Raw genomic sequence first — 15,642 nt, forward strand, 5'->3', positions numbered from 1 at the left:
TGACCCGGGTCATGGGGTCCGGAGCATCACATCGCGATTAATGACTTCTGTCAATCATTAATCCCCCTCTTTTCGTCGGAGCCGTTCCTTAATAGGGTGCTGCCATGTCGACCACACCTGTCGGGCCGCCCGGGGCGTCGTACGTCGCCACCCCGGTCCCCCCGGCGGGCATCGTCGGTCCCGGCGAGCTGCTCGCGCTCTTCCGCGCCCGCTCGCCCCTGACCCGCACCGACGTCATGACGCTCACAGGCCTGTCGCGCTCGACGGTCAACCAGCGCATCGACCTGCTCATCGACGCCGGCCTGCTCGTCGAGCGCGGGCCCGACGTCGTCCCCGGCCGCGGCCGGGGCCGCCCGGCCGGCAGCTTCGCCTTCAACGTCGAGCGCGGCGTGCTCCTCGTCTGCGACATCGGGGCCACCGCCCTGCGCGCCGCGATCTGCGACCTCAGCGGGCGCGTGCTGGAGGACCGCCCCCTCGTCAGCGACGTGACCGAGGGCCCCGAGGCCGTCCTGGCGCGCGTCGACCCGCTCTTCGCCGAGCTGCTCGCCGCCTGCGGGCGCTCGGCGGCGGACGTGCGGGGCATCGCGCTGTCGGTGCCGGGCCCGGTGGACCGGGAGCAGGCCACCGTCGTCAGCCCGCCGATCATGACGGGCTGGGACCGCTTCGACATCCGCGGCTGGTTCGCCCGCACCTACGACTGCCCGCTGCTGCTGGAGAAGGACGCCACGGCGATGGCCTGGGGCGAGTACCGCACCCACTACGGCGAGGCCGACACGTTCCTCATGATCAAGCTCGGCACGGGCGTGGGCGCCGGCATCATCGCGGGCGGGCGGATCCACCGCGGGGCCGACGGCGCCGCGGGCGACATCGGGCACACGCAGGCCACCGGCGAGGACGGCGACGTCGGCCCGCTGTGCCGCTGCGGCAACAGCGGCTGCGTCGAGGCGCGCGCCGGCGGCTGGGCGATGATCCGCGACCTGGCCGCCGCCGGTCGGGACGTGTCGACCGTCGACGAGGTCGTCGAGCGCATCCGTACGGCGGACCCCGTCGCCGTGGGCCTCGCCCGCGCCGCCGGACGGGTGCTGGGCGTGGCGCTGGCCGAGACCGTCAACATCCTCAACCCGCGCGTCGTCGTCGTGGGCGGGCAGCTCGCCGAGGCCGAGGAGCAGATCTTCGCCGGGCTCCGCGAGATGGTCTACTCCCGCTCGCTGCCGCTCGCCACGCGTCGCCTCGAGCTGCGCCGCAGCCGCCTCGACGAGCGGGCGGGCTCCGTCGGCCTGGCCCTCCTCCTGGCCGACCACGTCTTCGCGCCGGCCACCGTGGACGCCGTGCTGGCCGACTCCGCCGGCCCTGCCTGACGCTCCTCCGCGGCCCCCGCGCCGGACCCCGGGACCCGGGGTGGGCGGGGTGCGCCGTACCCTCGAAGTTACCGCCTAGTAGGATCCGTGTCACAGAAGTTGGTGTGACGCAGCGAACGCCTGAACACTAAGGTCGGACGACGCGCGCGTGTCGATGTGGCCGACACGAGCGCCTGTGATCAGAGGAGCCCTGCACAGATGAGTGCTATCCAGATCGTCGCCATCGTGGTCTCGCTGGCGTTCACCGCCGTGGCGGTCGCGATGACCACGAAGGCAGTCCGGTCGATCGTCTCGACCGTCCGCGTCGGGCAGCCGGTCACCGGCCGCACCGACCTCCCCGTCAAGCGCACGCTGACGATGGTCAAGGAGACGTTCCTCCACACGCGGATGCTCCAGTGGACCTGGGTCGGCATCATGCACTGGTTCGTGTACGCCGGGTTCCTGCTGCTCTCCACCGCGGTCGCGACCGGTTACGTCCAGCTGTTCGCGCCGGACTTCGCCCTGCCGATCATCGGGCACTTCTTCCTCTTCGAGTGGGCGAGCGAGGGCCTCGGCCTGCTCAGCACCATCGGCATCGTCTTCCTCATCGTCTACCGCCAGCTGCACCACCCGCGGCGCGAGGGACGCAGCAGCCGGTTCTTCGGCTCGAACCAGTGGATGGGCTACTTCGTCGAGGTCATGGCCCTGCTCGAGGGCTCCGCGATCCTGTTCATCCGCGGCGCGGAGTACAACCTCGGCCAGATCGACAGCGACCACCCCGAGGACTTCTCGACCTTCCACTTCCCGCTGAGCTCCCACGTCGGCAACGCGCTCTTCCCGAGCGGCGCCGGCTCGGAGGCCACGCTCGAGAACATCATCGTCGTCATCGCGATGATCAAGATCCTGCTCGCGATGGTCTGGCTCATCGTCATCTCGGCGAACCTCAACATGGGCGTCGCCTGGCACCGCTTCACCGCCTGGCCGAACATCTGGTTCAAGCGCGAGGGCAGCGGCGCCGTCGCGCTCGGCGCCATGAAGCCGCTGACCTCCGGCGGCAAGGCGATCACGCTCGACGACATCGACGACCTCGACGAGGAGTCGGTGCTCGGCGTCGGCAAGATCGAGGACTTCTCCTGGAAGGGCATCCTCGACTTCACGACCTGCACCGAGTGCGGTCGCTGCCAGAGCCAGTGCCCGGCGTGGAACACCGAGAAGCCGCTCTCCCCGAAGCTGCTCATCATGGGCCTGCGCGACCACGCCTACGCCAAGGCGCCGTACAGCAAGGCCGGCGGCGAGGAGAGCGAGGCCGCGGTCGCCCTGCTCGAGAAGGACGAGGTGCTCGCCCGCGAGGCCGAGCGCCCCCTGGTCGGCGACACCGGCGACGACTGGTTCTACATGCCGGAGAACGGCGCGGCGGTCATCGACCCCGACGTCCTGTGGTCGTGCACCTCCTGCGGCGCCTGCGTGCAGCAGTGCCCCGTCGACATCGAGCACGTCGACCACATCATGGACATGCGCCGCTACCAGGTGCTCGTCGAGTCGAACTTCCCCGCGGAGCTCAACGGCCTGTTCAAGGGCCTGGAGAACAAGGGCAACCCGTGGAACATGTCGCCCAACGCGCGCATGGACTGGGCGAAGGGCCTCGACTTCGAGGTGCCCGTCGTCGGCGAGACGATCGAGTCGCTCGACGAGGTCGACTGGCTGTTCTGGGTCGGCTGCGCCGGGGCCTACGAGGACCGCGCGAAGAAGACCACGCGCGCCACGGCCGAGCTGCTCAACATCGCCGGCATCAGCTTCGGCGTGCTCGGCAACGGCGAGACCTGCACCGGTGACTCCGCGCGCCGCGCGGGCAACGAGTTCGTCTTCCAGGGCCTGGCCCAGCAGAACGTGGAGACGCTCAAGGAGTTCAAGGCCAAGAAGGTCGTCTCCACCTGCCCGCACTGCATGAACACGCTGAAGAACGAGTACAAGGACTTCGGCATCGAGCTCGAGGTCATCCACCACACGCAGCTGCTCAACCGCCTCGTGCGCGACGGCAAGCTGACCCCGGTGGCGGACGGCGCGGGCGCCCACCAGCGCAAGATCACCTACCACGACCCCTGCTACCTGGGTCGCCACAACCAGGTCTACTCCCCGCCCCGCGAGCTCCTGCAGATCATGCCGGGCGCGGAGCTGGCGGAGATGGAGCGCAACTCCGAGCGGTCCTTCTGCTGCGGCGCCGGCGGCGCGCGCATGTGGATGGAGGAGAACATCGGCGAGCGCATCAACGTCAACCGCACGAAGGAGGCGGTCGGCACCGGTGCGGACCAGATCGCCGTCGGCTGCCCCTTCTGCCGCGTGATGATCTCCGACGGCCTCACCTCGCAGCAGTCGAAGGGCGAGGCCCGCGAGGAGGTCGAGGTCCTCGACGTCGCGCAGATGCTGCTCGCGTCCGTGAAGGGCGAGCAGGCCACCAAGCTGGCCCCGGGCCAGGGTGCTGCGGCCGCGAACGGTACGGCGAAGGCCGGCGCGAAGAAGGGCACCGCGAAGGCGGCCCCGACCGGCGGCGACGACGTCTCCACCAAGGCGGAGCCCGAGGCCGGGGACGAGACCATCACGGAGAACACCGTCACCGAGACGGCCGACGCGGGTCCGCTCGCGAAGGCCTCCGGCGGCGACTCCCTCTTCGACTCCCCGGAGGCGAAGAAGGAGGAGCCGAAGAAGGAGGGCACGGGCGGCTCGCTGTTCGACGCCGGCTCCGCCTCCTCGCTCTTCGACGACGACGCCCCGTCGCAGCAGCGCACGCCGGCGAACGCCGGGACGGGCGACGCCGAGGGGAAGGCCGAGGACAAGGCCGCGCCCGCCGCGAAGCCCGCCTCCGGTGGTTCGCTGTTCGACCTCGGGGGCGACGAGCCCGCGAAGCCGGCGGCGAAGGCCGAGACGAAGGCCGAGCCGGCGGCGAAGCCCGCGGCCGACCTCGGTTCGGGCGGGTCGCTCTTCGACGTGGCGGGCGACCAGCCCGCGGCGAAGGCCGAGCCTGCCGCGACCGAGCCTGCCGGGAAGTCCGAGCCGGAGGCGAAGACGGAGCCGGCCGCGGAGCCCGCGCCCGACCTGGGTTCGGGCGGGTCGCTCTTCGACATCGCCGCGTCCGCTCCGGCCGCCCCCGCGAAGACGGAGCCGGCTGCCGAGCCGGAGCCCGCCCCTGCGAAGGCCGAGCCGGCTGCTGCGCAGTCGGAGGAGCCGAAGGCGGCCCTCGCCCCCACGTCGTCGGTGGACCTGTCGTCGGGCGGCTCGCTCTTCGACATCGTGGCCTCCCAGCCGGAGCCCGCTGCGAAGCAGGCGCCGTCGGAGCCCGAGGCGGAGCCGGCGCCCACGGCCGAGCCTGCTGCGGTCGAGGAGACCGAGGCGGAGGCACCTGCCGCGGAGCCGACGTCGGCCGCCCCGGTGGCGGCGGCTGCGAGCCCGAAGCCGGCGTCGCCGCAGGCCCGCCCCGCGACGACGATCCCGGAGGGCGGCTCGCTGTTCGACCTCGTCGCTCCCGCGCCGGTGGCCAAGGCCGGTCCGACCGACGGCGGCACCGCCGCCCCGGTCGAGCCCGCCGCCGAGCCCGAGGTGGAGGCGCAGCCCGAGACGGAGGCCCAGCCCGAGACGGAGGCGCAGGAGACCGCGTCCGAGCCGGAGCCCGAGCCCGCCCCGGCGGCGCCGGTCGCCACGGCGGCCCCGGCCTCGTCGGGCACGGTGAGCACACCGCGTTCGGACGTCGACATCCACGGTGCCGGGTCGCTCTTCGACATCCCCGCTCCCGAGGTGACGTCGGCCCCGGCCGCCCCGGCCCCGGCCCCGGCCGCCGCGGCCCAGCCCGCCCCCGCTCAGCCCGCCCCGGAGCCCGCTCCGGTGGAGCCCCAAGCGACGGTGGAGCCGGAGCCCGAGCTCGGGGCGGAGACCGGCGCGGAGTCCGAGGTCGATTCCGAGGTGGAGTCCGAGGCGGTCGAGGCCGAGGTGGCCGAGCCCGAGCCGGAGGCAGCCACGCAGGCTCCCGCCGTACCGGAGACGGACGTCGAGGAGGAGCAGGCCGAGGTCGAGGCGGAGGTCGAGCCCACGGAGCAGGCCGAGCCGGTGCCCGCGGCCGAGCCCGCGGCGGAGAAGCCGCGGTCCACCGGTGCGGCCCACACACCGCGCACGGACGCCGACATCCACGGGAGCAGCTCGCTGTTCGACCTGTAGGGCGGACGGCCGACGGCCGATGACGAAGGGGCGGTCCCACCGGGAGGTGGGCCCGCCCCTTCGGCGTGAGTGCGCAGGTTCAGCCCCGCGGACCGCCCCAGACTGAATCCACGCACTCCGTCGCACCCACCGCCGGCGCCCACCTCGGCGCGGTCGTGCTCCGCGGTGCTGGAGTCCGGTGCGGTGGTGGAGCGACTGGGTCAGCCGCCCACAGCAGCCGGGACACCGCGTTGCACGCGGGCGGTGCCGCGGCCGGTACGGCGGGTCAGGCGCGGCGGGTGCGGCGCGCGACGTACAGCCCGCAGGCGAGCGCGAGCACGACGAGGCCCGCGACCCAGGTGACCACGCCGGGCCAGCCGTGGCCGGTCCAGGCGGTGCCGACCCAGGCGCCGAAGATGCTCGAGCCGGCGTAGTAGCCGCAGACGTAGAGCGCGCTGGCCTGCGTGCCGTGGTCGCCGCCGACGACGGGCGCCCAGCCGCTGGCGACGGCGTGGGCGGCGAAGAAGCCCGCGGTCAGCACGACGAGACCGACGACGACGGTCGGCAGCCAGCCGGGCAGCGTCAGCAGCAGCCCGGCCAGCATCACGACGACGGCGCCGACGAGCACCACCGGGCGGCCCACGCGGTCGGCGGCGCGGCCGGCGAGGGCGGAGGAGGTGGTGCCGGCGAGGTACGCCAGGAACACCAGTCCCACGAGCGCCACCGGCAGCGAGAACGGCGGCGCGACGAGGCGGAAGGTGAGGAAGTTGTAGACCGCGACGAAGCCGCCCATGAGCAGGAACGGGATGGCGACGAGCGCCAGCACCGCGGGGTCGCGCAGCAGCGCGCGGAACGCCCGCGGCGAGACGCCGCTCCCCCGTCGGTCCGCCACCGCCGGGGGCAGCAGGCGCCAGAACACGGTGGTCGCCGCGAGCGCGGCGAGCGCCAGCAGCGCCAGCGCGAGGCGCCACGAGCCGACGTCGGCCGCGGCAGCCGTGATGAGCCGGCCCCCGACGCCGCCGAGCGAGTTGCCCGCGACGTACAGGCCCATGGCCGCGCCCAGGCCGCTCGGGTGCACCTCCGCACCCACGTGGCCCATCGCGACGGCGACGACCCCGGCGAGCACGAGACCGAGCAGCCCGCGCAGGGCGACGAGCACGCCGAGCGTCGGGGCCGCGGCGCACGCGAGCCCGAGCACCGCGGCGAGGAGGAGGCCGAGCCGCATCGTGCGGACGCGTCCCCAGCGCAGCGCGAGCGCGGTCACCGGCACGACGGCGACGGCAAGCGCTCCCGTGCTGGCCGAGACGGTCAGGCTGGCGTGGGCGGCGGTGGCGCCGAACTCGTCCGCGATCTCCGGCAGCACGGGCTGCGTGGCGTAGAGGAGGCCGAAGGCCGCGAGGCCGGCGCCCAGCATCGCCAGGTTGAGGCGGCGGTAGCCGGCGGTGCCCGGTCGGTGGAGATCGTCGGGGTCGGGCACCCGTCCAGCATTCCAGCGCCGTCCGCGACGCCCGCCACCGGGCCCGACGTCGAGTTGACGCCACGTGACGCCATCAGGCCCTTGTGGTGACGTCATGATGGTGCCACCATTGCGTCATGGACATCACGCCGTACGTCGCGGGCCTGCGCCGCGACCTCGTCACCGCCGCCGAGGCGGGCAGCGACGACATCCGCGCCGCCGCCGAGCGGCTCGCGATGGCGATCGACCCGGCCGCCCGGCTCGTGCTGATGGAGGTGCTCTCCGACGCGGCCTCGCAGATCTCGGCCGAGCTGCCCCGCGGCAGCGTCGAGGTCCGCCTGGCCGGCCGCGACGTCGAGTTCGTCGTCGACCCCGGCGCCCCCGAGCCGCTCGTCCCGCCGGCGCCCCCCGTCCCGCCCGCACCGCCGGCGCCGCCCTCGCCGGACGGGGCCGAGCCCGACGCGGACGGCACCGTCGCCCGCGTCAGCCTGCGGCTCCCCGACGCGCTCAAGCAGCAGGCGGAGGCCCGCGCCGCCGACGCCGGCCAGTCCCTCAACACCTGGCTCGTCGCCGCCGTGCGGGCCGCCGCGACGCGGGACACCAGCGACGTCGCCATCGACCTCACCAGCCTGCCGCTCGGCGCCCCCGCCGACCCGTTCCAGCGCCGCGGCCGCCGCATGACCGGCTGGAGCTGACCCTCCGGCACCCGCCCCGCCCGACTCACGCCCGCCCCCGACCCGCACCTCACCCCACTGCCAACGGACCGGCCCCGCCGGCCCGTCGGCCCCGCACACCCTGGAGCAGCCATGAGCACGACGCCCGTCGTCCACACCATCGAGGCCCCCGAGCCCGTCGACCTGTACGTCGAGCTCGGCGCGGGCAGCCTCGCCGTCACCGCCGGCGCCGACCCCGAGGTCCGGGTCGAGCTCACCGGCTCCGGGGCGGAGGAGACCACCGTCGAGGAGCGCGACGGGCGCTTCCGCGTCGCGGCCCCCCGCACCAGCGGCTTCCTCGGCCACCACCGCGAGGTGCACGCCCGCATCACGGTCCCCGCCGGCAGCCGGCTGGTGCTGCGCTCCGGCTCCGCCCCGGTCACCGTGACCGGCGCGTACGCCGCCGTGTCCGCCGAGACCGGCTCGGGCGCCCTCCGCGTGGAGCAGGCCGGCGACGGCGCCCTGCTCGGGGCCGGGTCCGGCGACGTCACCGTCGACGCCGCGACCGGGCGGCTCGAGATCGGCGTCGGCTCCGGTGACGTCCGGGTGGGCTCCGCGGGCGGCGACCTCCTCGTGAAGTCCGGCTCGGGCGACGTGGGCGTCGAGCACGTCGCCGGCGACGCGCTCGTGCGCACCGGGTCCGGCGACGTCCGGGTCGCGGCGAGCGGCAGCAGCCTGCAGGTCAAGACCGGCTCCGGGCGCCTGCACGTCGAGCACGCGGACGGCGACGTCACCTTCAGCAGCGGCAGCGGCGACGTACGCGTCGACCACCTCGGCAGCGGCGCCCTCACCGCCCGCACCGCGTCGGGCGCCGTCCGGTGCGCCGTCCCGCGCGGCACCCCCGTCTGGACCGACGTCTCCACCGTCTCCGGCCGCATCGCCTCCGGCCTCGAGCGCCTCGGCGCCCCGGCCGAGGGCGCGCCGTACGTCGAGGTGCGGGCCAGCACCGTCAGCGGCGCCGTCGAGCTCCGCCACGTCTGACCCGACCGATCCGTGGTGGGAGCGCCACGGAATCCCTGGCGCTGCCACCACGAACCCACCGCCACGAACCGCCACCACCACGAACCGCCACCACCGCCACCGCCACCGCCACCGGAGGAGCCCCCGATGCACCACCCCGACACCCTCTCCGCCGTCGCCCGCCTCCGGCTCGAGGAGGCCCGCGGCGCCCGGTCGCGCCGGGCCCGTCCGCGCACCGGCCCCGACGACGACGGACCGCCCCGGCCCCGAGCTACGCGCCGGTAACCTCGGCCCGTCGTCGTCGTTACCCAGGTCACACCCCGACGACGACCGGGACGTCGGTGCCCTGCAGCAGGAGTGACCATGAGCCGCGCCCCCCGCCCGCCGCGCCGCTGGGCGTCGTACGCCGTCAGCCTCGCCGTCGCGCTGACCGTCACCGCCGCACCCGCGGCGACCGCCGCCACCGCGCGCCCCGCGACCGCCACCGCACCCGCCACCGCGCCGGCCGCCGCACCCACCGCTACCGCCACCACCCTCCCCAGCGGCTGGACGCCGCGCGGCGAGGACCACCCCGGCACGGTCACCCAGCGCGACCTCGAGATCCCCGTCTCCGACGGCACCGTCCTGCGCGGCGACCTCGTGCTCCCGGCGGACGCGGACGGCACCGCGGTGCCGGGCCGGTTCCCGGTGGTCGTCACCATCACGGCGTACAACAAGGCGGCCTCGGGCGCCTCGGACCTCGCCGGCTCGGGCGCGGACTACCTCGTGCAGCGCGGCTACGCCCAGCTGACCGTCGACGCCCGCGGCACCGGCGGCTCGCCCGGCACGTGGGGCGCCTTCAGCGCCCGCGAGAACCAGGACGCCGCCGAGGCCGTCGCGTGGGCCACGTCGCCCGACCGTCCGTGGAGCAACGGCTCCGCGGCGATGCGCGGCCCGTCGTACATGGGCATCAACCAGATCTTCGCAGCGGCCGGGCGGCCGCCCGGGCTCAAGGCCCTGTTCCCGCAGGTGCCGGCCGCCGACGTCTACCGCGACGTCGTCGCCTCCGGTGGCCAGCTCGACGTCGGGTTCATCCCGCTGTGGATGGGGCTCGTGACGGGCACCGGGGTGATCCCGCCGGCCTACGGTGCCACCGACCCGGCCGGCGCCCTCACCACCGTCTTCTCCCACCTGACGGCCGTCGCCACCTTCTCGGTGCCGCTGCTGCTGCGCGCCTTCCTCGGCGCGGACGCGGCGTACGACGGCCCCTTCTACCGCGAGCGCTCCCCCATCGAGGTCATCGACGAGGTGGACGTGCCCACGTTCCTCGTGGGCGGTCACTTCGACCTGTTCCAGCGCGGCACGCCCCTGCTGTTCGAGAACCTGCGCAGCCGCGGGGTGCCGACCAAGATGATCCTCGGCCCCTGGAACCACCTCGAGGGGTCCTCGGGCGAGGGCGTGGCCGACGCCGGTTACGGCACCCTCGACGAGCTGCAGCTGCGGTGGTTCGACCACCACGTCCGCGGCATCCCCGACCCCGGGCTCGACACCGACATCGCGCCGCTCACCTACTACGAGCAGAACGCCGACACCTGGCGCCAGGCGCAGGACTGGATCGGCGACAACCTCGGCGCCACCACCTTCCGGCTCTCCGGCGGCGCCACTGCGGGCGGCCTCGCGAACGGCACCCTGGTCGCCGACGGCGGGGCCGCCGGCGACGTGGCCCCCGGCACCGCCGTCGTCCCGCCCGTGCCCGTCGCCGGGCTCTGCAGCCGCTCCGCCGACCAGTGGACCGCCGGCCTCCCGAGCCAGCTGCTGGCCGACCTCCCGTGCTGGAGCGACAACCGCGCCAACGACCTGGCCGGCGTCGTGTGGGACACCGAGCCCCTCGCGGAGCCGCTCCGCTTCCAGGGCCCGCTCAACGCGCGGCTGCACACCTCGACCCCGGCCGGCGACGGCATGCTGTCGGTCGCCGTCTCCTCGGTCGCCCCCGACGGCACCGTCCACCGCCTCACCGGCGGCTGGCAGGTCATCAGCCACCGGGCGCTGGACGAGGACCGCAGCCGCTACCTCGACGGGGAGCTCGTCCAGGCCCACCACCCGTTCACCGCGGAGGCGAAGCAGCGCACGCGCCCCGGCGAGGTCGTGCCCGTCGACGTCGAGATCTTCCCGACCGGCGCCCAGGTGCCGGCCGGTCACCGGCTGCGCCTGGCCGTCCAGGCCTTCGACGTGCCCCACCTGCTCCCGGTGCTGCCCGACGTCGTGCCGACCCTCGTGCCGATGACGATCCACACCTCCCCCGCGCACCCCTCGGTGCTGACCGTGCCGGAGGTCGAGCCGTTCGCGACCTCGACCTACGTCCGGCTGGCCGAGGCCTCCACCCCCGCGGGCGCCGGTACGACGGCCCGCGTCGCCGTGGGCACCACCGGCTTCGGCGCGCCCGAGGGCTCCGTGCGGGTCACGGTCGACGGCCGCCCCGTCGCCGACGTCGCGCTGGTCGGCGGCCGGGCCGAGGTCCCCCTCCCGGCGGGTACGGCGGCGGGCACCCACGTGGTGCGCGCGACGTACTCGGGGAACGAGGTCGCGGCCCCGTCGGAGCGGTCGGCGACGTGGACCGTGCGCCCGGCGGCGCCGCCGGCGGTGCGGCAGCAGGCGACCCGCACCTACGTGCGCCTCGACGCGAACCCGACGCTGCGCGGGGGCGTGAACCGCGTGCGGTTCGCCGTGGCGCGGGCCGACGGCTCACCCGCGACGGGTCGCGTGCGCGTGCTCGTCGACGGGGTGCGGCTGCGCGACGTGACGCTCGTCGACGGCTACGGCACGCTCGGTCTGCCGGGGCAGCAGCGCACCGGCGCGCACGCCGTGCAGGTCACGTACTTCGGCGACGCCCGCGGCCGGGCCTCGGTGGGGCGCACCACCTGGACGGTGCGGCCCCGTTGAGGACCGGGGGCTGGCGGGCGGGCTGACGGGCGGAGTGACGGTCGGGCTGACGGCAGCGTCAGGACTTCATGGCGACGCCCTCGCGCCAGTAGCCCATGAACGCGACCTGGTGCCGGTCGATGCCGAGGTCCTTCACGAGGGCGCGGCGCAGGCCGGTCACGACCTTGGACTCGCCGGCGATCCAGGCGTAGAGCCCGGCGTAGGGCCCCTCCACGGGACCGTCGCCGCTGACCTCCTCGCCGGAGGAGGAGTACGCCGGGGTCTCCCACAGGTTGGGGTCGATCTCCTCGTCCGGCACGACGAGGTCGGCCGCCGCGGCGAGCACGCGGGCGTGGTCCTCCGCCGTGCGGTCGAGGCGCTCGAGCACCCGCACGCGCAGCTCGTCGCCGCGCGGGGCGCCGTCGCGCGGCAGCCACACGACCTCGACCCCGGGCGGGCCCACGACGTCGTCGAGCACGTCGTCGCTGCGGGGGACCTCGACGAACGCGACGCCGCGGGCGTCGGCCGGGAGGTCGCGGAGCACGCCGTACACGGCGGGCAGGGCGGTCTCGTCCCCCACGATCATCAGGTCGGTGGCGTCGCCGGGGGCCCACTCGATGCCCCCGAAGAAGTGGCCGCGCCGCGGCGCGAGCACGATGACGCGGTCGCCGACGGTCGCCGAGCGCGCCCACTCGTTGCCGGGGCCGGTGGCCTCGCCGTGCTCACCCGGGTCGTGCACGACGATGTCGACGACGAGGCGGGTGTCGGTGCCCTCGCCGACGACGTCGCGCACCGTGTAGGTCCGCACGCAGCCGCGCTCGTCCTCGGGCAGCGCGAGCCACGCCTGGTACCAGGTGTCGTCGGACGGGATCGGCGGCAGCGGGCAGCCGGGCGAGGGGAAGAGCATCTTGAAGCGCTGGTCGAGCCACGGGCCGTCGGTGCCGAGGTCGGCGAGCTCGTCGGCCCCCAGCTCGACCCGGACGAAGGACGGCGAGACCCGCCGTACCGCGCGGACCTCCACCTCGGCCAGGACCAGGGACTGCTCGCTCACGACGACTCCTCGGGGTGCGGGTGGGACCCGGCGCCGACCGGTACGGCGGGCTCGTGGTCGGGGTAGCCGGCCGGGGCCGGCGGGTGGACGGCGCGCCCGAGGTGGCGACCCACCGGCACGACGAGGGGCGTGTGGGAGACCGGGTCGGGGATGACCCGGCTCTCCAGGCCGAACACGTCGCGCACGACGGCCTCCGTGACGACCTGGTGGGGCCCGCCCTCCGCCACGATCCGGCCGGACTTCATGGCGACCAGGTGGTCGGCGTACCGGGCGGACAGGTTGAGGTCGTGCAGCACCATGACGATGGTCGTGCCGGAGCGCTCGTTGAGGTCGGCGAGCAGGTCGAGCATCTCGACCTGGTGGGCCACGTCGAGGTACGTCGTGGGCTCGTCGAGCAGCAGCAGGTCCGTGCCCTGCGCCAGGGCCATGGCGATCCAGACGCGCTGTCGCTGGCCGCCCGAGAGCTCGTCGACCACGCGCTCGGCGAGCTCGGTGGTGTCGGTGAGCGCGAGGGCCTCGGCGACCGCCCGGTCGTCCTCGTGCCCCCAGCGTCGCAGGCCGCCCTGGTGGGGGTGCCGGCCGCGGCCGACCAGGTCGACGACCGTCACGCCCTCGGGAGCGATCGGGTTCTGCGGCAGCAGGCCGAGGGTGCGCGCGACTTGCTTCGTGGGCAGCGAGTGCACGGCCTGGCCGTCGAGGAGCACCGCCCCGCCCCGCGGGCGCAGCAGGCGCGCCATGCCGCGCAGCAGCGTCGACTTGCCGCAGCCGTTGCCGCCCACGATCACGGTGACCTTGCCGTCGGGGACGGCGAGCGTCAGGTCCTGCACGATCGTGCGGTCGTCGTAGCCGAGCGAGACCCCGTCGGCGTACAGGCGGGTCGGGGCCGCCTGGGTCCTGGCCGCGGTCATCGCGGACTCCTTCCGGATGCGCCCCGGGCCATCAGCCAGAGCAGGAACGGTGCGCCGACGGCTCCGGTGAGCACGCCGGCCGGCACGTTGACGGTGCCGATGAGGTACTGCCCCGTGAAGTCCGCGGCGAGCAGCAGGGTCGCGCCGACCAGCGCGGCGCCCACGATGCTCGTGCGGCCCGCGTTGAGGCCGCGGGCGATGGGGCCCGACAGGAAGGCGAGGAACGAGACGGGGCCCGCCCCGGCCACCCCGGCGGCCACGAGGAGCACCGCGACGAGCATGAGCAGCTCGGCCCGCCGGGAGGTGACGCCGAGGCCGGTGGCCGCGTCGGTGCCGAGCTCGGTGATGCGCAGGGACCGCGCCGACCACCAGAGCACCGGCAGCAGCACGACGAGGACGATCGCGAGCACCCGCACCTCGGGCCAGCCCGAGCCGGCGACGCTGCCGGTCAGCCAGCGCAGCGCCAGCTGGGCGTCCCACACGGCGGCGCGGGTGAAGAGGTAGTGCACGACCGACAGCAGGGCGGCCGACAGACCCACGCCGACGAGCACGAGCCGGTAGCTGCCGATCCCGCCCGCGACCCAGCGGACCACCAGGGCGGTGAGCACCGCGCCGACCGCGGCCGCGAGGGCGACGACGTCGCCGCGCAGGCCGAGGGCCAGCAGGGCGAACACCGCCGCGGCGCTCGCGCCCGTGCTGATGCCGACGATGTCGGGGCTGGCCAGCGGGTTGCGCAGCACGGTCTGGAAGACCGCGCCGCCCGCGCCGAAGCAGAGCCCGACGCAGAGCGCCGCGAGCGCGCGCGGCAGCTTCTGCTCCATCATCAGGAACTCGGCCGTCGGCCGGTCGATGCCGACGCCCGCGATGATCCGCGCGGCGTCGGGGAACGTGAAGGTGTAGTCGCCGAGCAGCAGGTTCACCACGAGCGCGGTGAGGGTGGCCGCGCCGGTGCCGGCCACGACGAGGGCGTGGCGGCGCCGCGGGCCGCGCCGGGCCCGGCGCACGGCGGCGACGTCCGGTACGACGGGAGCCGGCGCCGGCACGCCGACCGGGCGGGCGTCGAGGGCGGTCACAGGCTGGCCAGCCTTCCGCGACGGATCATGAAGATGAAGACGGGGGCGCCGATGACGGCGGTCATCACGCCCACCTGCACCTCGCCGGGCGGCAGCGCGAAGCGGCCGACGGTGTCGGCGACGACGAGGAGGAGCGCACCCCAGGCGGCGCTGAGCGGGAGGACCTTCGCGTAGTCGCCGCCCACCTGGCGGCGCACGAGGTGGGGCACGAGCAGGCCGAGGAAGGCGATCGGGCCGGCGAGGGCGACGGAGCCGCCGATGAGGAGCATGACGGCCACGCCGACGACGGCGCGGTCGCGGGCCAGGTTGCGGCCCAGGCCGCGGGCGAGCTCGTCACCGAGCGCCAGGGCGTTGAGCACGCGGGCGCTGGCGAGGGCGACGACGATGCCGACGACGAGGAAGGGCGCGACCGTGAGGAAGGCGTCCATCTGCTTGCCCGCGACGCTGCCGACCTGCCAGGCCCGGATCTGGTCGAGCGTCTCGCGGCTGGTGAGCAGGATGCCGGTGGTCCAGCTGGTGAGTGCGGCGGTCAGGGCCGCGCCGGCGATGACGAGCTTGGCCGGGGTGGCGCCGCCGCGGCCGATGCTCGCGACGAGGTGCACGCCGAGGGCGGCCACGCCCGCCCCGAGGAAGCCGAACCAGACGTAGCCGCCGATCGAGCCGACGCCGACGTAGGTGATGCCGGCGACCATCGCGAACGCGGCGCCGGCGTTGATGCCGAGGAGGGCGGAGTCCGCCAGCGGGTTGCGGGTCAGGCCCTGCAGCGCCGCGCCGGCGAGGCCGTAGGCCGCCCCGAGCAGCAGGCCCACGAGCGTGCGCAGCAGCCGGGCCTGCATGACCGCGTGGTCGGCGTGGTCGCCGTCGAGCAGCGCGCGGGGGTCGACGGCGCGGTTGCCGATGCAGAGCGACGCCAGGGTGGCGACGACGAGCGCCGCGACGCAGATCGCGACGCTCGTCGTCGTCCCCCGGCGACGGGTCCGTGCCCGGCCGGCTGTGGCGGTCCGGCCGGGCAGGTCCGGGGAGTCCTCCGTCTCGGGGGAGACGGTCGAGGACGAGGTCATCGG

General features: G+C 75.0%; 10 protein-coding genes. 5 read left to right on the forward strand and 5 right to left on the reverse strand.

The window, feature by feature from the left end; translation table 11 throughout:
* Positions 1–104 precede the first annotated feature (104 nt).
* A complete protein-coding gene (locus ACOACO_RS01640; protein WP_420294514.1) occupies positions 105–1,358 on the forward strand; it encodes an ROK family protein in 1,254 nt (417 codons plus the stop codon).
* Between the two features lie 198 nt (positions 1,359–1,556).
* A complete protein-coding gene (locus ACOACO_RS01645; protein WP_420294515.1) occupies positions 1,557–5,540 on the forward strand; it encodes a heterodisulfide reductase-related iron-sulfur binding cluster in 3,984 nt (1,327 codons plus the stop codon).
* A 265-nt stretch (positions 5,541–5,805) separates the two neighbouring features.
* Here ACOACO_RS01645 and ACOACO_RS01650 read toward each other — a convergent pair whose 3' ends face one another.
* Positions 5,806–6,996, reverse strand: a complete 1,191-nt coding sequence (locus ACOACO_RS01650; protein WP_420294516.1) for an MFS transporter — start codon at positions 6,994–6,996, stop codon at positions 5,806–5,808.
* Between the two features lie 116 nt (positions 6,997–7,112).
* Between ACOACO_RS01650 and ACOACO_RS01655 the strand changes: the two genes are divergently transcribed.
* From ACOACO_RS01655 to ACOACO_RS01665, 3 genes are all read left to right on the forward strand, one after another.
* Positions 7,113–7,670 (forward strand): pilus assembly protein HicB, encoded by a 558-nt coding sequence (locus ACOACO_RS01655; RefSeq protein ID WP_420294517.1) that lies wholly within the window; start codon positions 7,113–7,115, stop codon positions 7,668–7,670.
* A gap of 111 nt (positions 7,671–7,781) precedes the next feature.
* Positions 7,782–8,669, forward strand: a complete 888-nt coding sequence (locus tag ACOACO_RS01660; protein ID WP_420294518.1) for a DUF4097 family beta strand repeat-containing protein — start codon at positions 7,782–7,784, stop codon at positions 8,667–8,669.
* A gap of 342 nt (positions 8,670–9,011) precedes the next feature.
* Positions 9,012–11,567, forward strand: coding sequence for a CocE/NonD family hydrolase (locus ACOACO_RS01665; protein WP_420294519.1), 2,556 nt, complete (start codon positions 9,012–9,014; stop codon positions 11,565–11,567).
* Between the two features lie 58 nt (positions 11,568–11,625).
* On the opposite strand, the gene ACOACO_RS01670 is transcribed toward ACOACO_RS01665, so the two are convergent.
* Genes ACOACO_RS01670 through ACOACO_RS01685 form a run of 4 tightly spaced genes read right to left on the reverse strand, consistent with a single transcriptional unit; the run spans position 11,626 to position 15,639 of the window.
* Complete coding sequence (locus ACOACO_RS01670; RefSeq protein WP_420294520.1) at positions 11,626–12,597, reverse strand: siderophore-interacting protein; 972 nt, start codon at positions 12,595–12,597, stop codon at positions 11,626–11,628.
* Positions 12,594–13,505, reverse strand: a complete 912-nt coding sequence (locus ACOACO_RS01675) for an ABC transporter ATP-binding protein (RefSeq protein WP_420294521.1) — start codon at positions 13,503–13,505, stop codon at positions 12,594–12,596. The genes ACOACO_RS01670 and ACOACO_RS01675 overlap by 4 nt, the downstream gene beginning before the upstream one ends.
* Positions 13,502–14,578 (reverse strand): FecCD family ABC transporter permease, encoded by a 1,077-nt coding sequence (locus ACOACO_RS01680; RefSeq protein ID WP_420294522.1) that lies wholly within the window; start codon positions 14,576–14,578, stop codon positions 13,502–13,504. The genes ACOACO_RS01675 and ACOACO_RS01680 overlap by 4 nt, the downstream gene beginning before the upstream one ends.
* Entirely contained in the window at positions 14,575–15,639 is a 1,065-nt protein-coding gene (locus ACOACO_RS01685) for a FecCD family ABC transporter permease (protein ID WP_420294523.1), read from the reverse strand. The genes ACOACO_RS01680 and ACOACO_RS01685 overlap by 4 nt, the downstream gene beginning before the upstream one ends.
* Between the last annotated feature and the right edge of the window lie 3 nt (positions 15,640–15,642).

Origin of the sequence: Nocardioides sp. CPCC 205120 (assembly GCF_048654585.1) — a bacterium.
Classification (GTDB): Bacteria; Actinomycetota; Actinomycetes; order Propionibacteriales; family Nocardioidaceae; genus Nocardioides.

Excerpts from the sequence above, each read along its gene's own strand:
- ACOACO_RS01640 (WP_420294514.1), top strand. The coding sequence starts at position 105 with ATGTCGACCACACCTGTCGGGCCGCCCGGGGCGTCGTACGTCGCCACC.
- ACOACO_RS01645 (WP_420294515.1), top strand. The coding sequence starts at position 1,557 with ATGAGTGCTATCCAGATCGTCGCCATCGTGGTCTCGCTGGCGTTCACC.
- ACOACO_RS01655 (WP_420294517.1), top strand. The coding sequence starts at position 7,113 with ATGGACATCACGCCGTACGTCGCGGGCCTGCGCCGCGACCTCGTCACC.
- ACOACO_RS01660 (WP_420294518.1), top strand. The coding sequence starts at position 7,782 with ATGAGCACGACGCCCGTCGTCCACACCATCGAGGCCCCCGAGCCCGTC.
- ACOACO_RS01665 (WP_420294519.1), top strand. The coding sequence starts at position 9,012 with ATGAGCCGCGCCCCCCGCCCGCCGCGCCGCTGGGCGTCGTACGCCGTC.
- ACOACO_RS01675 (WP_420294521.1), bottom strand. The coding sequence starts at position 13,505 with ATGACCGCGGCCAGGACCCAGGCGGCCCCGACCCGCCTGTACGCCGAC.
- ACOACO_RS01685 (WP_420294523.1), bottom strand. The coding sequence starts at position 15,639 with ATGACCTCGTCCTCGACCGTCTCCCCCGAGACGGAGGACTCCCCGGAC.